Raw genomic sequence first — 19,634 nt, forward strand, 5'->3', positions numbered from 1 at the left:
AGGCCGGCGCAATCGTTGGTGTGAATCGACGGTATCGGCCGCGCGTCGCGTTGGTTGAAATTGGCGGGGCATTACCTCTCAGGTAATCGATTGCTTGCACGCTTTGGCTATCATCGGTGGCATGAACACACTCTCTATCGCACAAACGGCTCCGTCATCCCCGTCGAGAGGCACTCGGGCGGTCGGCGAACTTCTCCGCGAATGGCGGCAACGGCGGCGCAAGAGTCAGCTGCTGCTCGCCACGGAGGCCGACATTTCGACGCGCCATCTGAGCTTTGTCGAATCGGGGCGCGCGCTACCGAGCCGGGAAATGGTCATGCATCTCGCCGAGCGTCTCGACGTGCCATTGCGCGCGCGCAATGCCCTGCTCGTCGCGGCCGGCTACGCGCCGCTGTTTCGCGAACGTCCGCTCTCCGACCCGCAGCTCTCCGCCGCGCGCGAAGCCGTCGAACTGGTGCTCAAGGGACACGAGCCCTACCCGGCCCTCGCGATCGACCGGCATTGGACCATCGTCGCGACCAACAATGCGCTTGCGCCGTTGTTGAGCGGCGCGAGTCCCGAACTGCTGAAGCCGCCGGTCAACGCGCTGCGACTGAGCCTGCATCCGCAAGGCATCGCGGCGTCGATCGTCAACTGGCATGCATGGCGCGAGCATGTGCTGGCCCGGCTGCAACGGCAGATCGACGTCAGCGGCGACGACACGCTGAGCGCCCTGCGCGACGAGTTGGCCGGCTATCCCGCGCCGCCTGATACAGACGCGTCGATGCCGGACGAGGCAGTCCTCAACCAGATCGCCGTGCCATTGCGGCTGCGCACGCCGCTTGGCGTGCTGTCGTTTTTCAGCACTACCACGGTGTTCGGCACGCCGGTTGACGTTACGCTGTCGGAACTCGCTATCGAGGCGTTCTTTCCGGCGGATCAGCAAACTGCGGCCGCGCTGCGCGAGTTTGCCGAACACCAGCGCGGCTAGTCCCCCGCGGGCCCGGTCCCGACTCACCACGAACAAGTGATATGTCCGTCAACGCCGACACCCTGCTCATACGCCAACTCGGACCCACCGACCGGGACGCCTATTTCCAGTTTCGTCTGCGCGGGCTGAAGGCGCACCCCGCTTCGTTCGGACAAAGCTACGACGAAGCGCTCGCGAAAGGCGCCGCGCAGCATGACGCGACGTTGCTGGGCTCGGAGGCGGAAGGCTCGTTCCTGCTCGGCGCGTATGCATCGGCGGATGCTCCGCTGATCGGCGTCGTCGGTCTGCTGCGCAACCAGGCCCACAAGGAACGGCACAAGGCGAACGTCGTCGGCATGTATGTTGCACAGGAAGCGGCTGGTCGTGGGGTCGGGCGTGCGTTGCTCAGCGAGCTGTTGACGCGCGCCGCACGCGTCGACGGCTTGCGGCAGGTGCAACTGACGGTGGGTAGCCGCAACGACGCGGCGCGCAAGCTGTATGAATCGCTCGGCTTTCGCAAATATGGATGCGAAGTCGGCGCGTTGGACGTCGACGGCGAATTCCATGACGAGGATCTGATGGCGAGATTCCTCGCATAGCGCCCCGGAAGCATTGACAGCGCCCCCCTGAGGCCGATTCCGGTGCCTCGGCAAGGTTGTAAATATCGGCGCCCATTGCAGCAACATATCTGTCAGGCATCCTGCACGGCTCTGGCTCCCCGTCGTGCTCGTCGGCAATGTAAGCGGCACACGTTTGCGACGGCTTTTCGGTCTCGGGGCCGAACGAATCCGCCCGTCCGCCTGCCGACCCGCACCAAGCCGTTACAAATCCCGCCCTTTGCGCAGTTGTAACTGGGGGCGCATCTTGCCGTTACACCCCTCATCCGTCCCTCGCCCGAGGCGCAAGACGAGTATTTATTACCGTCTATTCCATCGCTTCTATTTCCTTTCCAATTCAAAACGAATTTACCGAGCGCCGCGCGGTGGCGGATGCGTGGCGCGAACAAGTACGCTCGGTGCCCACCCAGCAAGGGTTTTCATGGATTAGAGGTGACTCTCGAAAGGCTAAAAATTCACTTGGCATCATTCATTACAACGGCGTGAAAAAGTTACCGAAAAATGATGTGGTTTTTTGAGATATTTTTTTATGAAGGGATTGATTTCTGGTTTTACCCTTCATACAATTCGTCCCAGCTGTTACGAAATGTAACGGCTTGTATCAAATGTTCGCTGTCTGTAGCAGGTAGCAACATGTAGCCGGAGGCAGCGTTTCCGGCGAGGCAGAAAAGACATAACGGCGCAAAGCCGACATAGAAATTCGGGGCTTCGGAAACAGAGAAAATGGACCGTAGCAGCGAGACGCTGGATTCAATCCGCGAGATCAATTTGTCTTACATCATGCTCGCGCAACGCATGTTGCGCGAGGACAAACCGGTCGGAATGTTCCGGCTGGGACTGTCGTCGGAACTGGCTGATTTGCTTGCCGGGCTGTCGCTCGCGCAAATCGTCAAACTGGCCTCTTCCGACCAGCTTTTGTGCTTCTTCCGTTTCAACGACCACGCGATGCTGTCGGCGTTGACGCAAACGACGAAGCACGCCGCAGTTGCACCGACCCACACGGCGATCCTGCTCGCAGGCCAGCCCGCCGAGCAATTTGCCTGATCGAGATGACTGCAATGCTCAAGCGAAGCCTGACCGAAGATGCACAGGAAGTATTTCGCGCGATCGCACTGATCGAGCTCGGCGCCCGCATGCAGGTGCTCGAGAGCGAGCTGACGCTGTCGCGCGACCGTATGATCCGCCTGTATCGCGAGGTCAAGGGCGTATCGCCGCCCAAGGGCATGCTGCCGTTTTCGGCGGACTGGTATATGACGTGGCTCGCGAACATTCACGCGTCGCTGTTCTACAACACGTACCTGTTCCTGAAGAACGAAGCGCGCTGCTCGCATCTCGATGCGCTGACCAAGGGATATCGGTTATATCTCGAACATTGTCAGCACAGCGAAACCGAGCCGGTGCTCGATCTGACGCGCGCGTGGACGCTCGTGCGTTTCTTCGACGCGGACATCCTGCAGCTGACCCGGTGCTGCCGCTGCACCGGCAAGTTCGTCGCGCACAAGCACGACCTGCAGCACAACGTCGTATGCGGCGCGTGCCAGCCGCCGTCGCGTGCCGGCAAGACGAAGAAGGCAGCCGCCGCGCGCCGGGAAGCGCTCGGTGCGGCGCAGGCCGCGCAGGCCGCCTGACCGTTCGAGGCGCCCGTCGCGAGACGCGGCCAAGCCGATTCCGATTCAAACCGAAGCTCACGTGGATCCGCGCAGTGATTGAACTGCGCGGATTTTTTTGCCTGCGCGCCGGGCCAACCGGCGTTCCGAATGAGTCCTCGCCGCCGGTCAGATCAACCGACCAGGCCCACCGTCTGGACCACGAGCCACAGATTCGCGGCACTAATCACAACAAACAGCGTCCACACGAGCAGACGCGTCGGCAGCGTGTTGGCGAATTCGCCCATCAGCGAACGGTCGCTCGTCATGCGGATCAGCGGATAAAGTGCGAACGGCAGTTGCAGGCTCAGCACGACCTGACTCGCGACGAGCAGTTGGCCGACCGCGCCATTGCCGAGCATCCGCACGCCGATCAGCGCCGGAATCAGCGCGAGCGCTCGGGTGATGAAGCGCCGCTGCCAGCACGGAATCTTCATCTTCAGGAAGCCTTCCATGATGACCTGCCCCGCCACCGTGCCGGTGAACGTCGAGCTTTGTCCCGACGCGAGCAGCGTGATCGCGAACAGGACCGCGGCGAAGCCGGTGCCGACGATCGGCGCTAGCAGCCGGTAGGCGTCCTCGATCTGCGTGACCTGGTCGTGGCCCGTCGCATGAAATGCGGCGGCCGCGAGAATCAGGATCGCCATGTTGATCAGCGCCGCGAGCACGAGCGATGCGATCGTGTCGATACGCGACATGCCGATCGCCGAGCGGATGCTGGCCGAATCGCGCTTCACCGCGCGGGTCTGCACGATCGACGAGTGCAGATACAGGTTATGCGGCATCACCGTGGCGCCGAGAATGCCGATCGCGAGATACATCGGCTCGCGCGAATTCAACGCCTGCCACGACGGAATCAGCCCCTGCGCGACCGACGGCCAATGCGGCCTGACGAGCGCAAGCTCGATGATGTAGCCGACGCCGATCGTCGCGATCAGGCCGAGCATGATCGCTTCGAGGTCGCGAAAATTCTTGCCCTTCAGGCCGAGCACGATCAGCGTGTCGAACGCGGTGAGCAACACGCCGGTGGTCAGCGAGCAGTTGAACAGCAGATGAAACGCAAGCGCGCCGCCGAGCACTTCGGCGAGATCGCAGGCGATGATCGACAGCTCCGCGAGCAGCCACTGCGCACGAGCGACGCCCGGCGCATAGCGCGTGCTCGACAGTTGCGCGAGGTCGCGCCCGGTCGCGATGCCGAGCCGCATGCTCAGGCATTGCAGCGCCATCGCCGCGAGGCTCGACAGCAGCACGACGAACAGCAGACTGTAGCCGAATCGCGAACCGGCTTCGATCGCGGTGGCCCAGTTGCCCGGGTCCATATAGCCGATCGATACCAGCAGACCGGGCCCCGCGAATTGCAGGATCTTCTTCCAGAACGGCGAGCCCGCGGAGACGGCCACCGAACCCTGTACCTCGGCCGGGCAGAACGGCGCTGTGGCGGTTGTAGGTAGTTTGAACAGCAAGCCGGAACTCTCTCGGGAGGAATCGACGCGACGCCTCGGGCGGGCGTCGCAAACGGCCTCAAGTGTACAGAGAAACTTCCGGCAATGTCCCGCTAAGCGCGTAGCGGCCGACGTCGCGCACGCGATAGTCGAGCGGATCGTGCAGCGTGTGCACGCGCGCGTTGCGCCAGAATCGATCGAGCGCGAGCGGCGCATGAGTCGCGCGCGCGCCGCATGCGTCGAAGAGTTTTTCGCCGATGTCGAGCGCCGCCCGATGCGCGACGATCTTCGCTTCCGAGGTCGCGAGCGCGACCCGCGCACGGCTCTCGGCATCGAGCGTTGCGCGCTGCTGCCACGCTTCGTCGAGCGCGTTCGCGGCGCGCGCGGCCAGCGCCGCGGCGCTGACCGTCTGGATATGCATCTCGCCGAAGCGCTGGATCAGGTAGGGGTCGTCGGTCGCTTTGGCGACGCCGGACGCGATCCACGGCCGGCCATGTTCGTGCACGTAGGCTCGCGCCTCTTCCAGCGCACCCTGTGCGATCCCGACGAACAGATTGGTCAGCACCTGTTGCGAGATCAGTGTGCGCAAGCTCGCGTGCGGCGTGTCGGGTCGTTCGAGCACCTCGTGCGGCTCGACCCTGACGCGCGCGAACGACACGCTGCCGCTGTCGGTCTGCCGCTGGCCGATCGGGTCCCAGTCGTCGTGAACGGTGATGCCTTCGCGCGTGGTCGGCACCGCCGCGAACAGGGGTTTGCCGGTCGATGGATCCTGAGCGGACACGGTCATCATCTGCGAGCCGCGCGTACCGGAACAGAAGCCTTTCTGGCCGTCGAGCAGGTAGCCGCCGTCGTGCGTCGAAGTAGCGATGAGGCGCGTATCCAGCGGATTCACCGCATTGCCCCACCACCAGCGATGCTCGACGGTGCCGCGCAGATATTTCTCGCGCTGCCGTGAATTGCCCCACAGGTCGATGCTGACCACCTGCAGACAGGTGAAGCCGACCAGATGCGCGAGCGCGCTATCGACGCGCGCCAGTTCACGCACCACGTCGTAAATCGCGGACCAGCGCGCGCCAGCACCGCCGAATTCGCGCGGCACGGCGAGCGTCAGCACGCCCGCGTCGGCGATCCACTGCTTTTGCTGCGCGGCATGACCGCCTTCGCGATCGCGCTGCGCGGCGCTCGCGCGCAACGCGGCTAGCAATGTGGTGAGGTCGCGCGCGCAATCCATATGCTGCTGCTCGCTAATCTGCGCGATGCCGTCATGCACGAAAGTCACTGGTTTGCCCTAGGGTCGTCATTGGCTGGATCGGACGATGATAGGGAGCCGCGCGCACGTGGTCTACGAAGCGATTTGCACAAGGAAAGCGCGAAAAACGATTTGCATGAAAAACGCCGGGCGGCGCTTGCGCGGCCCGGCGTGGTTGATGAGGCTGATGAAGCGCTTGCTACAGGGTTAGGTAGTCAGCGCTTCGCCACTTGCTGTTGCGCCGAAACGTCTGCAGCTTCAGCCGCGGAACCGGAAGCACCAATCGGCACCGGCACCGCCCCCCACCGCCGTACCCCCCGCCGTCAGATCGCCCCAACCGCCGCCGAGCGCGCGAATGAGATTAACAGTTGCAACAGCCTGCGTGCCCGCCAGATGGCTCGCCTGCAATTGCGACTGCAGCACCTGCCGCTCGCCATCGATCACGTCGAGATAGCTGACCGCGCCCTCCGTGTACTGCGTGCGCGACAGATGCGCGGCGCGCTGCGACGCATCGACCGCGTCGTTCTGCTCGCGCATCTGATCGTCGAGCAAACGCAGATCGGCGAGATTGTCTTCGACTTCACGGAACGCCACGAGTACCTGCTGGCGATATTGCGCGACGTCCTCGTCGTACTTCGAACGCGCCTGCGCCAGATTGGCCTTGCGACGGCCGCCGTCGAAGATCGGCATCGTCAGCGCGGTACCCACGGCCGGACCGAGGATGAACGCGCGGCTCGACCACATGAACAGATCGCCGAGTGTCGCCGATTCAAAGCCGAACGCACCGGTGATATCGAGCTTCGGGAAGAACGCCGACTTCGCGAGCCCGACGCGCGCATTCGCTGCCTGCATCGCGCGCTCGGCTGCCGCGATGTCAGGCCTGCGTTCGAGCAGCGCCGACGGCAAACCGGCCGGCACGCGCACCGTCACCAGCGAGAGCGGCTGTTCCGCGAACGTGAAATCCGCGGGCGGCTTGCCGAGCAGAATCGCGAGGCTATGCTCGGAGGCCGCCCGCTGCCGCGCGACGCCGACCGCATCGGCACGCGCGCTGGCGAGCTCGTTACGCGAACGCGACAGATCCAGCTCGCTGATATCGCCTTCCTTGAAGCGCCGCTGTACGAGCTTCAGCGTGTCCTCACGCAACGCGACGGTGCGACGGTACAGATCCTGGTCCGTGTCGAGCTCGCGCAACTGGAAGTAGTTCTGCGCGACGTCGGCCTGCAACGACAGCTGCACTGAACGGAACAGCGCTTCGCTCTGCTGCTCGTCCGAGCGCGCCGCGTTCACGTTCGAGCTGACGCGCCCGAACAGATCCGCTTCATACGACGCGCCGACCTGCGCGCGCCAGATCGTGCCGGTCGTGCCGCCCGCGCTGTCCGGCTGGAATTGCGATGCCGCCGACGCGCGTTCGCGCGTCGGGCCGAAGCCCGCGTCGAGCTTCGGGAACCAGTCGGACTTCGCGGCCTGCGTGACCGCGCGTGCCTGCTGCACGCGCGCGGCCGCGGCCTTCAGGTCCTGGTTCGCGGCGGCGGCCTGCTCTTCGAGCGCGTCGAGTTGCGGGTCGCCGAACACCTTCCACCATTCGCCGCGCAGCGCGTTGTCGGCGGGCTCAGCCGGCTTCCACGTGCCGTTGTTTTGTGTCGCCCCGGCCGAACCAGCCGCAGCGCCCGACGCCGCCGCAGCCGACGTCTTCACCGCGGGCGCTTCCTTGAACGCCGCCGGCGTATCGACATCGGGACGCTTGTACGTCGGCTCCACCGAGCAAGCGGCCAGCAGCGCAATCAGCAAACCGCTCGCGGCGGCGCGGCCCCATCCGCGCAAGGATACAAAGCGAGATTCAAAGCGTTTCATTGTTGTTTTCTCCTCAGGCGTCCGTAACGGGCGCGCCATAGCGCGGCGCATCCTTCTGCGCGACGTGTATCGTCCCGCCCGCGAGCGAACGCAACACCACATAGAACACCGGCGTCAGCATCAGGCCGAACAGCGTGACGCCCAGCATGCCGAAGAACACCGCGACGCCCATCGCGTGACGCATTTCCGAGCCCGCGCCGCTCGACAGCACCAGCGGCACCACGCCCATGATGAAGGCGATCGACGTCATCAGAATCGGCCGCAGACGCAGACGGCTCGCTTCGATTGCCGCCTGCAGCGGACTGCGTCCATCGTGTTCGAGCTCACGCGCGAACTCGACGATCAGAATCGCGTTCTTCGCCGACAAGCCCACCAGCACCATCAAACCGATCTGCGTGAAGATGTTGTTGTCGCCACCGGTGAGCCATACGCCGGTCAGCGCCGACAGCACGCTCATCGGCACGATCAGGATCACCGCGAGCGGCAGCGTCAGGCTTTCGTACAACGCTGCGAGCACGAGGAACACGAGCAGCACGCTGATCGGGAACACCCACAGGCCCGCGTTGCCGGCGAGGATCTGCTGATACGTGAGGTCGGTCCACTCGAGCTTCACCCCGCGCGGCAGCACATCGGCAGCCACGCGTTCGGCCGCGGCCTGCGCCTGTCCCGACGAGAAGCCGGGCGCCGGGCCGCCGTTGATGTCGGCCGCCGTGTAGCCGTTGTAGCGCACCACCATCTCCGGCCCGTAGGTCGGCGTCACCGTGACGAGCGACGACAACGGCACCATCTCGCCCGCCGCGTTGCGCGTCTTCAGTTGCAGAATGTCGTCGGCGCGCTGACGGAATGGCGCATCCGCCTGCACACGCACCTGATACACGCGGCCGAAGCGGTTGAAGTCGTTCACGTACAGCGAGCCCAGGTAGATCTGCATCGTGTCGAACACGTCCGTGACCGGCACGCCGAGCTGCTTCGCCTTCACGCGATCGAGATCGACATTCAGTTGCGGCACGTTGATCTGATAGCTGGAGAAGGTCGGCCCGAGTTCGCGCGTTTGCGCCGCGCGCTTCACGAAGGCTTCGGCTGCCTTGTTCAGTTCGGCGTAGCCGACCGCGCCGTGATCCTCGAGCTGCAACTTGAAGCCGCCGAGCGTGCCGAGCCCGAGCACCGGCGGCGGCGGGAACACCGCGACGAACGAGTCCTTGATCGCGCCGTACTGCTGGTTCAATGCACCGGCAATCGCGCCCGCCGACAGCTTCTTGTCGCCGCGCTCCTTGAACGGCTTCAGCGTGACGAACACGATGCCCGCGCTCGAACTATTCGTGAAGCCATTCACCGACAGACCCGGGAACGCCACCGCGCTTTCGACGCCCTGTTGCTTCAGTGCGATCGAACTCATATCGCGGATCACCTTCTCCGTGCGATCGAGCGACGCACCGTTCGGCAACTGCGCGAACGCGATCAGATACTCCTTGTCCTGCGCGGGCACGAAGCCGCCCGGCACGATCCGCGCCATCAATACGGTTGCACCGACGAGGATCGCGTACACCGCGAGCATCGCGCCCTTGCGACGCAGCACGCCGGTCACGCCGCGGCCATAGGCTTCCGACCCACGATGAAAGACCTTGTTGAACTGCTTGAAGAAGCCGCCGAGGACACGGTTCATCACACGCGTCAGCCAGTCCTCCTTCTCGCCGTGACTGCGCAACAGCAGCGCGGACAACGCCGGCGACAGCGTCAGCGAATTGAACGCCGAGATCACCGTCGAGATCGCGATGGTCATCGCGAATTGCTTGTAGAACTGGCCCGTGAGACCCGTCATGAACGCGAGCGGCACGAACACGGCGACGAGCGTCAGCGCAATCGCGATGATCGGCCCGCTCACTTCGCGCATCGCCTTGTAGGTCGCATCGCGCGCACTGAGCCCGCTTTCGATGTTGCGCTCGACGTTCTCCACCACGACGATCGCATCGTCGACGACGATACCGATCGCGAGCACCATGCCGAACAAGGACAGCGCATTGATCGAAAAGCCGAATGCCAGCAGCAGCGAGAACGTACCGACGATCGAGACCGGCACCGCGATCAACGGAATGATCGACGCGCGCCACGTCTGCAGGAACACGATCACGACGATAACGACCAGTGCAATCGCTTCGAGCAGCGTGTGGATCACCGCCTCGATGCTCGAACGCACGAACTGCGTCGGGTCGTAGACGATCCGGTATTCGACGCCGGCCGGCATGTCTACGGCGAGTTCCTTCATCGCCGCACGCACCTGCTCCGAAATCGCGAGCGAGTTCGCGCCCGGCGCCTGATTGATCGCGAGCGCCACCGCGGGCTTGTTGTCGAGCAGCGAACGCAGGCCGTATTCCGACGCCGCGAGTTCGATCCGCGCGATATCGCGCAGATAGGTCACGCCGCCATCGGGCGCGGTCTTCACGATGATGTCGCCGAATTCGCTCTCGGTCTTCAATCGGCCGCGCGCATTCACCGACAACTGCAACTGCGTGCCGGGCACCGACGGCGATGCACCGATCACACCGGCCGCCACCTGGATGTTCTGCTCGCGAATCGCGTTGACGACTTCAGTCGCGGTGAGACCGCGCTGCGCGACCTTCTGCGGATCGAGCCAGATCCGCATCGCGTAGTCGCCCGAGCCCCACAGCTGCACTTCGCCGACACCTTGAATCCGCGCGAGCCGATCCTTCACGTTCAGCAGCGCGTAATTGCGCAGATACGTCATGTCGTAGCGATCGTTCGGCGAGATCAGGTGCACGACCATCGTCAGCGTCGGCGAACTCTTGATCGTCGTCACGCCGAGTCGCTGCACGTCTTCAGGCAGACGCGGCAGCGCCTGATTGACGCGGTTCTGCACGAGCTGCGTCGCGAGGTCGGGATCGGTGCCGAGCTTGAAGGTGACCGTCAGCGTCAGATTGCCGTCGCTATTCGCCTGCGACTGCATGTACAGCATGTTCTCGACGCCATTGATCTGTTCTTCGAGCGGAGCTGCGACCGCCTCGGCAATCACCTTCGGATTCGCGCCCGGATACTGCGCGTGCACCACCACCGAAGGCGGCACGACTTCCGGGTACTCGGAGATGGGCAGCTTGAACAGCGAGATGATGCCCCCAAGCAGGATCAATACCGATAGCACGCCTGCAAAGATCGGGCGATCGATGAAGAATTTGGATATGTTCATTGGAAGCTCTTAACTTTGGAACATGCGGGTTGGAACACGCGGCTCACGAATTGCCTTTCGCGCCGGTGTCCGCCGCCTTGCCGTGCGACTGTGCGAGCGCGGCGCTGTTCGGGTCATCGTCGGTCGTCATCGGCACCATGTGCGCGCGCACCGCGTCGCCGGGGCGCACACGCTGAACGCCGTTGACGACGATGCGGTCGCCCGCCTTCAAACCGTCCTTGACGACGCGCAGATTGCCCTGCATCGAACCCGTCGTGATCTCGCGATAAATCACGTGGTTGCCCTGATCGACGACCAGCACGAACTTCTTGTCCTGGTCGGTGCCGACCGCGGCATCGTCGATCAGTAGCGCCGGATGCGGGGCGCTACCGCCCACCTTGACGCGCGCGTAGAGGCCCGGAATCAGCGCCCCGTCCGCGTTGTCGAACTTCGCGCGCACGCGGATCGTGCCCGACGACGTGTCGAGCCGGTTGTCGACCGACTCGATCGTGCCGCTGCGCGAATAGCCGGATTCATCGGCGAGACCGAGTTCCACCGGCACCTTGCCGCCGTCCTTCGCGCGGCTCAGGTATTGCAGATAGGTCTGTTCGTCCGCGTCGAACGATGCGTAGATCGGCGACACCGACACAAGCGTGGTCAGCGGCGCCGAGCTGGCGCCGGCCGACACGACGTTGCCGACCGTGATCTCCGCGCGCGACACGCGGCCCGATACCGGCGCGACGATCTTCGTGTAGCCGAGATTGATGCGCGCCGTTTCGAGCGCGGCTTGCGCGGCCTTCAGGTTCGCGCTCGCCTCGCGCGCGGCGTTCTGCTTCTCGTCATAGTCGCGCTTGGCGATCGCGTTGTCGACGATCAGCCGTTGCGCGCGTTCCCAGTCGCTCTGCGTGTAACCGGTACGCGCCTGCGCAGCCGCGAGCTGGGCTTCCGCGCGATCGACTTCGGCCGCGTACGGACGCGGATCGATGACGAACAGCGTGTCGCCCTGCTTGACCAGCGCGCCGTCCTTGAAATTGACCGACACGATCGTGCCTGGCACCTGCGAACGCACGTCCACTTTCTGGACGGCTTCGAGACGGCCCGAATAGGATTGCCAGTCGGTGATCGTCTTCTGCACGACGGTCGCCACGTCGACTTCCGGCACGATGGTCGGCGCGGCCGGCGAGCTTGCATCCACGCGGATCGCGCCGAACGTGCCGAGCCCGGCAAGAACGACGACCACTAGCGCGGCAAGCGCCACGCGGCGGCGGGAAAGAGGAAGGATAGTCATTGTGTAGCTCCCGGTATCGTTGATTGAATTTCTGTTTATCGATGAGCGCGCGCATCGAAGCGCCACTGGAAAAAGCGCACCGCTTCCTGCAAAGCGGGCGGATGATCGGCGAGCGCCGCGTGCGACACGCTCGGAAAGCGCACCACTTGGGTCTGCACGCCCGCGTCGATCAGATTGCTTGCATACTTTTCTGCCTCGACGTGCAGCACGTCGTTCTGCGCGGTGGCGATCAGCGTGGCCGGCAAGCCGGCGAGCCGCGCCGATTCGAGCGGCGCCGCATACGGATGCATGCGCTGCGACGCTTGCGGCAAATACGCGCGATAACACGCGGCGCACTCGCGCGCGGTGATGTCCGAACCGAGCCGCTTCTCGTCGCCAAGCCGCGTCAGGCTCGGGTCGAGCATCGGACCGAACAGCGCCTGCGCGCTGATCTGCACGTCGCCACGATCGCGCGCGATGAACGCGAGACAATTGGCGAGTTGGCCGCCCGCGTCATGGCCCGCCACACCGATCTTTCTGCTATTGCCACCAAACGCTCGCGCCCGCGTCTGCACCCACAGCGCCGCGCGATGCGCATCTTCCGGCGCGGCTGGAAACGGAAACCGCGGCGCGAGCGAATAGCCCACCGACACCACGAGCGCCGGTAAGTGTTCTGCGAAATACCGCGCGGCGAAGTCCGCGCAATCGATCGAACCCTTCGTAAAGCCGCCGCCGTGAAAATAAAGCAATACTGGCAATGCGGTTTTTTTCGTCAGCCGATACAGGCGTAACGTAATGGGCTGAGCGTACCCATCGATACCCACGTCGGTGACTTCAAGTGTTGCGTCATTGGCCTCAGCGTCAGTGTCTTCGGCGGAAACGCCGATGGAAACGGACGGGTACGGCGATTTGAATGCATCCATGTCGAGCCGCGCAAAATGCGCATAGAACTTCAATGGTGCGAATTGTGGGTTCAGCAGACTCGCAAATAAATGCCTATAATCCGGCAACACAATTCGGTGCCTTTGAACAATCCGGTTGCGATTGTTTTTGCGGACTCCATTCCCGCCTGCGCACCTGCCCCTACTGGAGGTTTGCAATGGACCGGCTTCAGGCCATGCAAGTGTTCACACGTGTCGTCGACACCAACAGCTTTACCCGCGCAGCGGAGACGCTCGACCTGCCGCGCGCATCGGTTACTACGATTATTCAGAACCTCGAAGCGTTTCTCGGCACGCGGCTGATGCACCGGACCACCCGCCGTCTGTCGCTGACGCCCGATGGCGCCGCGTACTACGAGCGCTGCGTGCGCATCCTCGCTGACGTCGAAGAGACCGAGGCGAGTTTCCAGAGCGGCAACAAGAAGCCGCACGGCAAGCTGCGCATCGACATGCCGGGCTCGATTGGCCGTCTGCTCGTGATTCCAGCGTTGTGCGAATTCCACACGCGCTATCCGGACATCGATCTGCAACTGGGCCTGACCGACCGGCCCGTCGATCTGCTGCAGGAAGGCGTCGATTGCGTGGTACGCGTCGGCGCGCTGCAGGATTCGTCACTGGTCGCACGCCGCATCGGTCTGTTCGAGGGCGTGACGTGCGCGGCACCCGACTACATCAAGCGCGCGGGGATTCCCACTTCGCTCGAAGATCTCGAAAATCACAAAGCCGTCAATTACTTCTCGAGCCGCACGGGACGCACGCTCGATTGGGCGTTCCTGGTGAACGGCGACGAGGTGGAGGTGAAGATGAAGAGCATCGTGTCGGTCAACGACGCCGATGCTTACGTGACCTGCGGACTCGAAGGCTTCGGCCTGATTCAGCCGGCGCTCTTCATGGTGCTGCCACATCTCCGCTCGGGCCAGCTCGTCGAAGTACTGCCGGAACTGAAACCTTTGCCGATGCCGATTTCGGCAGTCTATCCGCACAGTCGTCATCTGTCGCCGAAAGTCCGCGTTTTCGTAGACTGGATTGCAGAGCTGTTCGATCGGTGCCCATTGCTCAGCGGACGCGGCAGTCTCGACGCCACCTGCACGAAGCGCACGTTCGAGCAGCGCGAGTCTGCGCCGGCGCTCGACACGCCGGTGATGTCCGAATGGGTCGCCTGAAGTACGTTAATTGAAACAGTGAATTCCAGCCGCGGCGCCAATGCCGCGGCAAGCGTGCAATTGCACTGCTTCTGCAAGGCTCGCTCGCGATTGTTCCTGAATCGCGACAATTCATTTCGCAAAACCGCGATTTATCCGCAACACGTCAACGTCTACATTTCACCCTGTCGCAGCGCAATCACGCTGCCAATGAATCGACAGGAGTGAATCATGAAACGTAATCTGTTGGCAGGCCTCGCCCTGTCGCTGCTCGTCAGCGTTCCGGCATTTGCGGAAGGCGGCGGCGGTATCGGCCGTGCAGGAACCTATGACACGCAACCGGCGCCGAGCGCGAGCACGAAAACGCGCGCCGAGGTCAAGGCCGAACTGGTCGCCGCGTATCGCGACGGCTCGCTGCCCTCGTTGAATCGCACGTCGTATCCGAACAAAGGCCTGATCGGCCAGACGCAGGCCGCGCGCATCGCGTTGCAGGAAGGGACCAACGGCGAAGTGACGCGCGTCGCGAAGGGCCAGTAACGAGTTGGCAGAGGTTGATTCGGAAACCGGCGCGCCTGCCGCACTAGAAGCGCGCGCCTCTTCATCAAGGAGCACATCATGACACCATCGGAACTCGATAACTGGGATACCGATACGCCGGTGTGGACGCCATATCGCCCGGTACAGCATTGAGTGTTGGCTTTCTGTCGTTCACGGCACTCGCCGCTATGCGCCCGCGAAGTGGCTTCGCGGGCGCATTTGCATTGAAGCGATCGAAAGCGCAAGCCGTTTTTTGCTGACCTGGGAGCGTTCAATCGGTGCCGTATTTGGGTGACCGTGGCCCGTACAACAGTCCGTTCGGCGGCCCGGCATGCAGAAGCCGATAGCTCGTCACGCCGGCGATATCGTGTCCCCTGTCCGTCAGCGAATTCGCAATCTGCTTGATCGCTGCCGTCGCCAGCATGCCGATCAGACCACCGCCGACATAGTTGTCGCCCTCGTTGCTGTTGGCGCTCGCACTACCCTGCCATAGCACGTCACCGGTCTTGAGATCGACCAGTCTGGCGGATGCCGTGACGACTGTCGCACTGTCGAGTACGTGATATACGGTGCCGTACTGCGTGATCTTCGAATACAGGGCCGCGTCGGCACCGAAGATTTCGCGCAGCTTCGCGGGCGAGGTCGCTTCGATCTCCGTCGCGATCGTCAGGCCGTTCTGCCTGAATGTTTCGTCCATCACCGCCACCGGTACCACGTAGTAGCCGGATTCGCCAAGCGGCATCGTCATCTGCGAGAGCATGCTGTTGGTCGCCTGAACATCAGTCGTTTCGTTGATCGGCGGCAGCACGAGGATCGAGCGTGGCCGACTGTTCCTGAAGTCCGCGTAGTCGGCGTGCTTAGCGGGTTGCGCGCACGCGGCCAGCAGTGCGACAGTCGACAGAGCAAACCAGAGTTTGAGGGAAAGGATCTTGGACATGGTGACTCGCTCAGGGCTGTTTCGGTTTCTTCATCAGGAAGTCCATGTAGGTCGAGGATTCCGGAAACAGCTGCTTCTCGGACTCGAATCCCTGCATGGCCTGGGTGTCGTTGCCGACATTCGCGTACAGCATGCCCAGTTGCGCATGAAATCCGGGCGGCGGCGTGTGCCCGTTGCCCCGGATATCCTGGAGGGACTTTTCGAGCGCCTCGATCTGCTCCTGCGGTGCCTTTTCACCCTTGAGATAGTCGTACACGGCCGGCTGGTAGCCGGTCCACTGGTAAAGCGGCGGAGGGCTGTTGGCCGCGCATCCCGAGAGGAGTACGGCTGCCATTGCTACTGGCAAATAGATTCTCCGCATCATGCGGTTATGTTTCATCGTGAATCGCGTCATCATGTTGATTGCTTGTGCGGTTGGACGTGGATCGAACGCAATAGACCAGCACGCATTTACTGTGCGGCCCTGAGCGTGCCTGCATCGACCTGCTCGACGAGGTGATTGACGGCCTCCTGGATCGCCAGATCGAGCACCTTGCCGTTCAGTGTGGAGTCGTAGCCGGCGGTGCCGCCGAAACCGATGACTTCACGGTTCGAAAGGCTGAACTCACCCGCGCCCTGGCTCGACGCCACGACTTCGGATGTCGTCGTATCGACGACGTTCAGGCTGACCTTTGCATAGGCCACCTGACTCTTGCCGCGGCCAAGGATGCCAAATAGCTGCCGGTCGCCAACCTCCTTACGACCGAATTCCGTGACGTCCCCCGTGACGACGAAGCGCGCACCCTTGATCGACTGGGCCTTTTTGAGGAAGCCCGCTTCCTGGCGGATTTCGTCGAGGTTGTCGCGATCGAGCACATTGAAGCGGGCGCTCTGCTGGAGAGACGTGATTAGAATGGTTTTGGCCTGACCACCGAGACGGTCAACGCCGTCCGAGAAGATCCCGCGCATATAGCTCGAGCGGTTGTCGAACTTGCCCACTGAAATGCCGATGGCTTGGCCCACCGCTGGCTTCTGCGCACTGGCGACGGGCGGCACCGGCAGTAAGCGTGAGGACTCGGTTGCACATCCGCCCAACGCCACCACGACGGCAACAGCCACGGTTCCAAGCGCATATGTTTTTGATGACTTCATTTTGTTTTTCCTCTTTGTTGAAACGACAGAAACCCCGATAGCGTCGGCGGGGAAAATTTCAGAATTGCGCGGTTGCCTGGAAGCCCAATACGACGCGTGCGGCATCGAATCCGGCCGGCTTGTAGATCGGCGTGCCCGCGAACACGTCATAGCTGTATGGGCCGAAACGTGACGGCATGGAGCCTTTCATGCCGATGGCCGCCCCCGCGAGTTGCGTGCCCGCGAGGTTCGCTGCCGACGGTCCCCATAGGTGGCCGTAGTCGAAACCCCCATACAGCACCTGTCCCGTCTGCCCAAGCGGATACTGAAGTTCATTGCGCCAGTAAAAGCCCTTTTCCGCCGCGAGCATCGTCTGGCCACTGAAACCGCGCACCGTGTAGCGGCTGCCGATCGTCAGGTCGTCGATGTAGTTCAACTCGTCATTGGTGAATTGCCCGCGTACGGTTCCCACGTAGCGCAGCGACTGGCCTGCCGCCTGGAACGGCACTGAGAGATTGGCGTCGAGCGTCGCCATGTGCAAGCGGTAGGTTGGGCCGCCCGGCGTGTCGGACTGTGCGCCGAACCCGCCGGTACCTTGGCGGTAGGCCAGTGTTCCATCGAACTGCGCCGCGCCGAAGTAATGCCGGTTAGTGAGCCCCACCTCGATGAAGGTGTTGTCGCGCTGCTGCTGCGGAATTTCGGTGCCCTCGATAAAGCTTGCCCCGAAGCGCTTGATCAGCTGGAATTCGACTCCCGACACATCGTTCTGGCTGCGGTGAAAGACACGTTCGAGCTTTAGACCGGCCGTCTGCGCATTGCCGCTTGCCACGAACGTGCCGTTGACCGCCGCGATCTGCTGGTAGTAGGTGTTCGTGTAGCCATACAGCGTGCCGGTCCAGTAGCCCCACGGCACCGAATACGAAGCGTTCCAGCCGTGTGTACCGAGGTCGTGATTGCCGAACTGCAAGTCCTGGTTGTAACCGGCCGAGAGAATGTCGTTCAGGCCGAGCAGGTTATATAGACCAAGCGTCACATTGCCGATATATCGGCCCGTTTCGGTCGTGCCTGAGTTGCCGGCCGACAGGGCGAGCGACCATGGCTTTGAACGCTTGACAGTAATTGCCACGTCGCTTTCTGCGGGCGCGTCGCCGGGGACGATCTGCATGGTCGTGTCCTGATTGGGCACGCGCTTCATCTGCTCGAGTCCCTGTTCGAGATCACGAAGCTGGAGCACGTCGCCGTCGCGCGCGGGGAAGGCTGTCTTCCAGGTGCCGCGTGTGGACTCGTCGGCGAACTTAAGCTGACGGACGACGCCGGGGACGAGGGCGAGTCTTAGCGTGCCCGTTGAAAGATCCTGCGTTGGCAGCATCACGCGCGTGGTGATGTAGCCGCGGCTCAGGATCTCTGCCTGCAGGCCCTTTGTGAGCACGTCGAGCCCTTTCTGGCCGACGCATTGGCGCTGGTAGTGATCGAGCCATTCGCGCGCGAACGCGAAGCGGTCCTGCGGTAGCGCGGATGCGCCTTGCGAGCGGACTGATTCCGGCAGGGTGGACGGCACGCCGAGCGCGAACTTATCGATGCGGAAACAGGGCGTTTCGGCTGGCAGTTCAGGCCAAGCTTCGTTCACAGGTACCGTTGACCGCACGACAGGTGCGGCGACAGTTGCCGCTCGCTGCCCGGCGTCGTGCTGCTGCTGGACTTGTTGCTGCTGTTCGGCGTTCGCACGGCCCGCGGCCGCCTGTTCGGCGGAGATAGGCGTCTGCGCCGCCGCGTCAAAGGCCACTACGGATGCGAAGAACAGCAGGGAATTTGTGCGCAGGGTCATTGGGAGGTGCGCAAGATTGGCTCGTCTATGCTGCCGCAACGCAATGGCGCTGCGTCCGTCCGGATAGCCGGTCCTCGCAGGTCGTGGCTCGTTTTGCGAAACGCGGCGATGAGGGATCGACCGGTGAAGACCCTGAGGTTGAAGTACGCCGGATGCGCCTCTTTGCGCTCGAAGAATCGCGAGTGCAGTCGCCGGTGGATGTGTGCGGCGCTCCAGCGCGCGAACGGATAAAGAACGACCGCCAGCGGACACACGACGACCGCCTTCTTGACCCGGTCCGCGGTAGCAAAGACTAGCCCCGCTCCGCGCGCTGCCATCACATAGCCAAGGGTGTAAACGTCGATGGGTGATATATGGCCCTTGTCGAAGGTCGATCTTTCATCGCCGATCAATTGCGCCGAGGGCTTGAATTGATAGAAGTACCCGCACATCAACAGAACGATGCGGGACCACAGGCACGAAACATTTGGGGTGCTGATATAGATCAGGCCGCCGGCTTTTGTCACACGTACCAGCTCGGAAAGCAGTTGCCGCTGCCGAAGCACGTGCTCGATGCCTTCCATGCATACCGTGACATCAAATGTTTCACTCGGGAAGGGAAGAGGTTCCTCCATGTTGACCTTCACGAACTCGGGGTACGCCTCGTTCAGGTCTGCACAGGTGACGTCGTATCCGAGAACGCGCAGGTGCTCCCCAAACAGGCCGTTTCCCGCAGGTAGGTCGAGAATGCTCGAGCCTGGCGCAGCGCGCTTCACGATATCGTCGTGAATCATGCGCATGTACGCCGTGTACCCTGACACGTGGCTGAAACGTGGTCTACTCATTTGTGGTTTACTCATTGTTGATTGTGCATGGAGGTACAACCCGCAAAACCGTCCATCGATAAAATCATGCGCTCTCGCATGCACCTCCCCAAAAAACAAAGGGCGGCTTCTGGGCGTGG

General features: G+C 62.9%; 16 protein-coding genes and 1 pseudogene. 6 read left to right on the forward strand and 11 right to left on the reverse strand.

Annotation, left to right across the window (positions count from 1 at the left end):
- Window positions 1-121: 121 nt before the first annotated feature.
- The 4 genes from G5S42_RS09690 to flhC all read left to right on the forward strand — a co-directional run bounded on the left by G5S42_RS09690 (window position 122) and on the right by flhC (window position 3,194).
- Window positions 122-970 (forward strand): helix-turn-helix domain-containing protein, encoded by an 849-nt coding sequence (locus G5S42_RS09690; protein ID WP_176106548.1) that lies wholly within the window; start codon window positions 122-124, stop codon window positions 968-970.
- 41 nt (window positions 971-1,011) lie between these two features.
- Complete coding sequence (locus G5S42_RS09695) at window positions 1,012-1,548, forward strand: GNAT family N-acetyltransferase (protein ID WP_176106549.1); 537 nt, start codon at window positions 1,012-1,014, stop codon at window positions 1,546-1,548.
- Between the two features lie 741 nt (window positions 1,549-2,289).
- A complete protein-coding gene (gene flhD / locus G5S42_RS09700) occupies window positions 2,290-2,610 on the forward strand; it encodes a flagellar transcriptional regulator FlhD (RefSeq protein ID WP_018434215.1) in 321 nt (106 codons plus the stop codon).
- Between the two features lie 14 nt (window positions 2,611-2,624).
- A complete protein-coding gene (gene flhC, locus G5S42_RS09705) occupies window positions 2,625-3,194 on the forward strand; it encodes a flagellar transcriptional regulator FlhC (RefSeq protein ID WP_176106550.1) in 570 nt (189 codons plus the stop codon).
- 152 nt (window positions 3,195-3,346) lie between these two features.
- Here flhC and G5S42_RS09710 read toward each other — a convergent pair whose 3' ends face one another.
- The 6 genes and pseudogenes from G5S42_RS09710 to G5S42_RS09735 all read right to left on the reverse strand — a co-directional run bounded on the left by G5S42_RS09710 (window position 3,347) and on the right by G5S42_RS09735 (window position 13,122).
- On the reverse strand, window positions 3,347-4,675 hold the full coding sequence (locus G5S42_RS09710; protein WP_176106551.1) for an Nramp family divalent metal transporter: 1,329 nt from the start codon (window positions 4,673-4,675) through the stop codon (window positions 3,347-3,349).
- Between the two features lie 58 nt (window positions 4,676-4,733).
- Entirely contained in the window at window positions 4,734-5,885 is a 1,152-nt protein-coding gene (locus tag G5S42_RS09715) for an acyl-CoA dehydrogenase family protein (protein WP_176110458.1), read from the reverse strand.
- 233 nt (window positions 5,886-6,118) lie between these two features.
- A pseudogene (locus G5S42_RS09720) lies at window positions 6,119-7,754 on the reverse strand (efflux transporter outer membrane subunit).
- A 13-nt stretch (window positions 7,755-7,767) separates the two neighbouring features.
- Window positions 7,768-10,953: an efflux RND transporter permease subunit gene (locus tag G5S42_RS09725; protein ID WP_176106553.1), complete on the reverse strand. Its 3,186-nt coding sequence runs from the start codon at window positions 10,951-10,953 to the stop codon at window positions 7,768-7,770.
- A 43-nt stretch (window positions 10,954-10,996) separates the two neighbouring features.
- A complete protein-coding gene (locus G5S42_RS09730) occupies window positions 10,997-12,220 on the reverse strand; it encodes an efflux RND transporter periplasmic adaptor subunit (RefSeq protein WP_176106554.1) in 1,224 nt (407 codons plus the stop codon).
- A 35-nt stretch (window positions 12,221-12,255) separates the two neighbouring features.
- Complete coding sequence (locus tag G5S42_RS09735; RefSeq protein WP_176106555.1) at window positions 12,256-13,122, reverse strand: alpha/beta hydrolase; 867 nt, start codon at window positions 13,120-13,122, stop codon at window positions 12,256-12,258.
- Between the two features lie 176 nt (window positions 13,123-13,298).
- Between G5S42_RS09735 and G5S42_RS09740 the strand changes: the two genes are divergently transcribed.
- Window positions 13,299-14,303 carry a LysR family transcriptional regulator gene (locus G5S42_RS09740; RefSeq protein ID WP_176106556.1) on the forward strand — a complete coding sequence of 335 codons (1,005 nt, stop codon included), beginning with the start codon at window positions 13,299-13,301 and terminating at the stop codon, window positions 14,301-14,303.
- Between the two features lie 210 nt (window positions 14,304-14,513).
- Complete coding sequence (locus G5S42_RS09745; protein ID WP_176106557.1) at window positions 14,514-14,819, forward strand: DUF4148 domain-containing protein; 306 nt, start codon at window positions 14,514-14,516, stop codon at window positions 14,817-14,819.
- 271 nt (window positions 14,820-15,090) lie between these two features.
- On the opposite strand, the gene G5S42_RS09750 is transcribed toward G5S42_RS09745, so the two are convergent.
- The 5 genes from G5S42_RS09750 to G5S42_RS09770 form a co-directional block, all read right to left on the reverse strand.
- The gene (locus G5S42_RS09750) at window positions 15,091-15,756 is read right to left on the reverse strand and encodes a DUF799 domain-containing protein (protein WP_176106558.1); all 666 of its coding nucleotides are present in this window, start codon (window positions 15,754-15,756) and stop codon (window positions 15,091-15,093) included.
- A 10-nt stretch (window positions 15,757-15,766) separates the two neighbouring features.
- A complete protein-coding gene (locus G5S42_RS09755; protein WP_246391913.1) occupies window positions 15,767-16,135 on the reverse strand; it encodes a DUF4810 domain-containing protein in 369 nt (122 codons plus the stop codon).
- A 71-nt stretch (window positions 16,136-16,206) separates the two neighbouring features.
- The gene (locus G5S42_RS09760; RefSeq protein WP_176106559.1) at window positions 16,207-16,887 is read right to left on the reverse strand and encodes a CsgG/HfaB family protein; all 681 of its coding nucleotides are present in this window, start codon (window positions 16,885-16,887) and stop codon (window positions 16,207-16,209) included.
- A 58-nt stretch (window positions 16,888-16,945) separates the two neighbouring features.
- Window positions 16,946-18,691 (reverse strand): ShlB/FhaC/HecB family hemolysin secretion/activation protein, encoded by a 1,746-nt coding sequence (locus G5S42_RS09765; protein ID WP_176106560.1) that lies wholly within the window; start codon window positions 18,689-18,691, stop codon window positions 16,946-16,948.
- A complete protein-coding gene (locus tag G5S42_RS09770; RefSeq protein WP_176106561.1) occupies window positions 18,688-19,464 on the reverse strand; it encodes a class I SAM-dependent methyltransferase in 777 nt (258 codons plus the stop codon). The genes G5S42_RS09765 and G5S42_RS09770 overlap by 4 nt, the downstream gene beginning before the upstream one ends.
- Window positions 19,465-19,634 lie beyond the last annotated feature (170 nt).

The organism is Paraburkholderia youngii, from assembly GCF_013366925.1.
GTDB classification, from domain to species: Bacteria; Pseudomonadota; Gammaproteobacteria; order Burkholderiales; family Burkholderiaceae; genus Paraburkholderia; species Paraburkholderia youngii.

Bases quoted from the DNA above. Each gene is read 5' to 3' on its own strand.
- G5S42_RS09690 (WP_176106548.1), top strand. From the start codon at position 122: ATGAACACACTCTCTATCGCACAAACGGCTCCGTCATCCCCGTCGAGA.
- G5S42_RS09695 (WP_176106549.1), top strand. From the start codon at position 1,012: ATGTCCGTCAACGCCGACACCCTGCTCATACGCCAACTCGGACCCACC.
- flhD (WP_018434215.1), top strand. From the start codon at position 2,290: ATGGACCGTAGCAGCGAGACGCTGGATTCAATCCGCGAGATCAATTTG.
- flhC (WP_176106550.1), top strand. From the start codon at position 2,625: ATGCTCAAGCGAAGCCTGACCGAAGATGCACAGGAAGTATTTCGCGCG.
- G5S42_RS09715 (WP_176110458.1), bottom strand. From the start codon at position 5,885: ATGGATTGCGCGCGCGACCTCACCACATTGCTAGCCGCGTTGCGCGCG.
- G5S42_RS09725 (WP_176106553.1), bottom strand. From the start codon at position 10,953: ATGAACATATCCAAATTCTTCATCGATCGCCCGATCTTTGCAGGCGTG.
- G5S42_RS09730 (WP_176106554.1), bottom strand. From the start codon at position 12,220: ATGACTATCCTTCCTCTTTCCCGCCGCCGCGTGGCGCTTGCCGCGCTA.
- G5S42_RS09735 (WP_176106555.1), bottom strand. From the start codon at position 13,122: ATGGATGCATTCAAATCGCCGTACCCGTCCGTTTCCATCGGCGTTTCC.
- G5S42_RS09740 (WP_176106556.1), top strand. From the start codon at position 13,299: ATGGACCGGCTTCAGGCCATGCAAGTGTTCACACGTGTCGTCGACACC.
- G5S42_RS09745 (WP_176106557.1), top strand. From the start codon at position 14,514: ATGAAACGTAATCTGTTGGCAGGCCTCGCCCTGTCGCTGCTCGTCAGC.
- G5S42_RS09750 (WP_176106558.1), bottom strand. From the start codon at position 15,756: ATGTCCAAGATCCTTTCCCTCAAACTCTGGTTTGCTCTGTCGACTGTC.
- G5S42_RS09755 (WP_246391913.1), bottom strand. From the start codon at position 16,135: ATGAAACATAACCGCATGATGCGGAGAATCTATTTGCCAGTAGCAATG.
- G5S42_RS09760 (WP_176106559.1), bottom strand. From the start codon at position 16,887: ATGAAGTCATCAAAAACATATGCGCTTGGAACCGTGGCTGTTGCCGTC.
- G5S42_RS09765 (WP_176106560.1), bottom strand. From the start codon at position 18,691: ATGACCCTGCGCACAAATTCCCTGCTGTTCTTCGCATCCGTAGTGGCC.
- G5S42_RS09770 (WP_176106561.1), bottom strand. From the start codon at position 19,464: ATGATTCACGACGATATCGTGAAGCGCGCTGCGCCAGGCTCGAGCATT.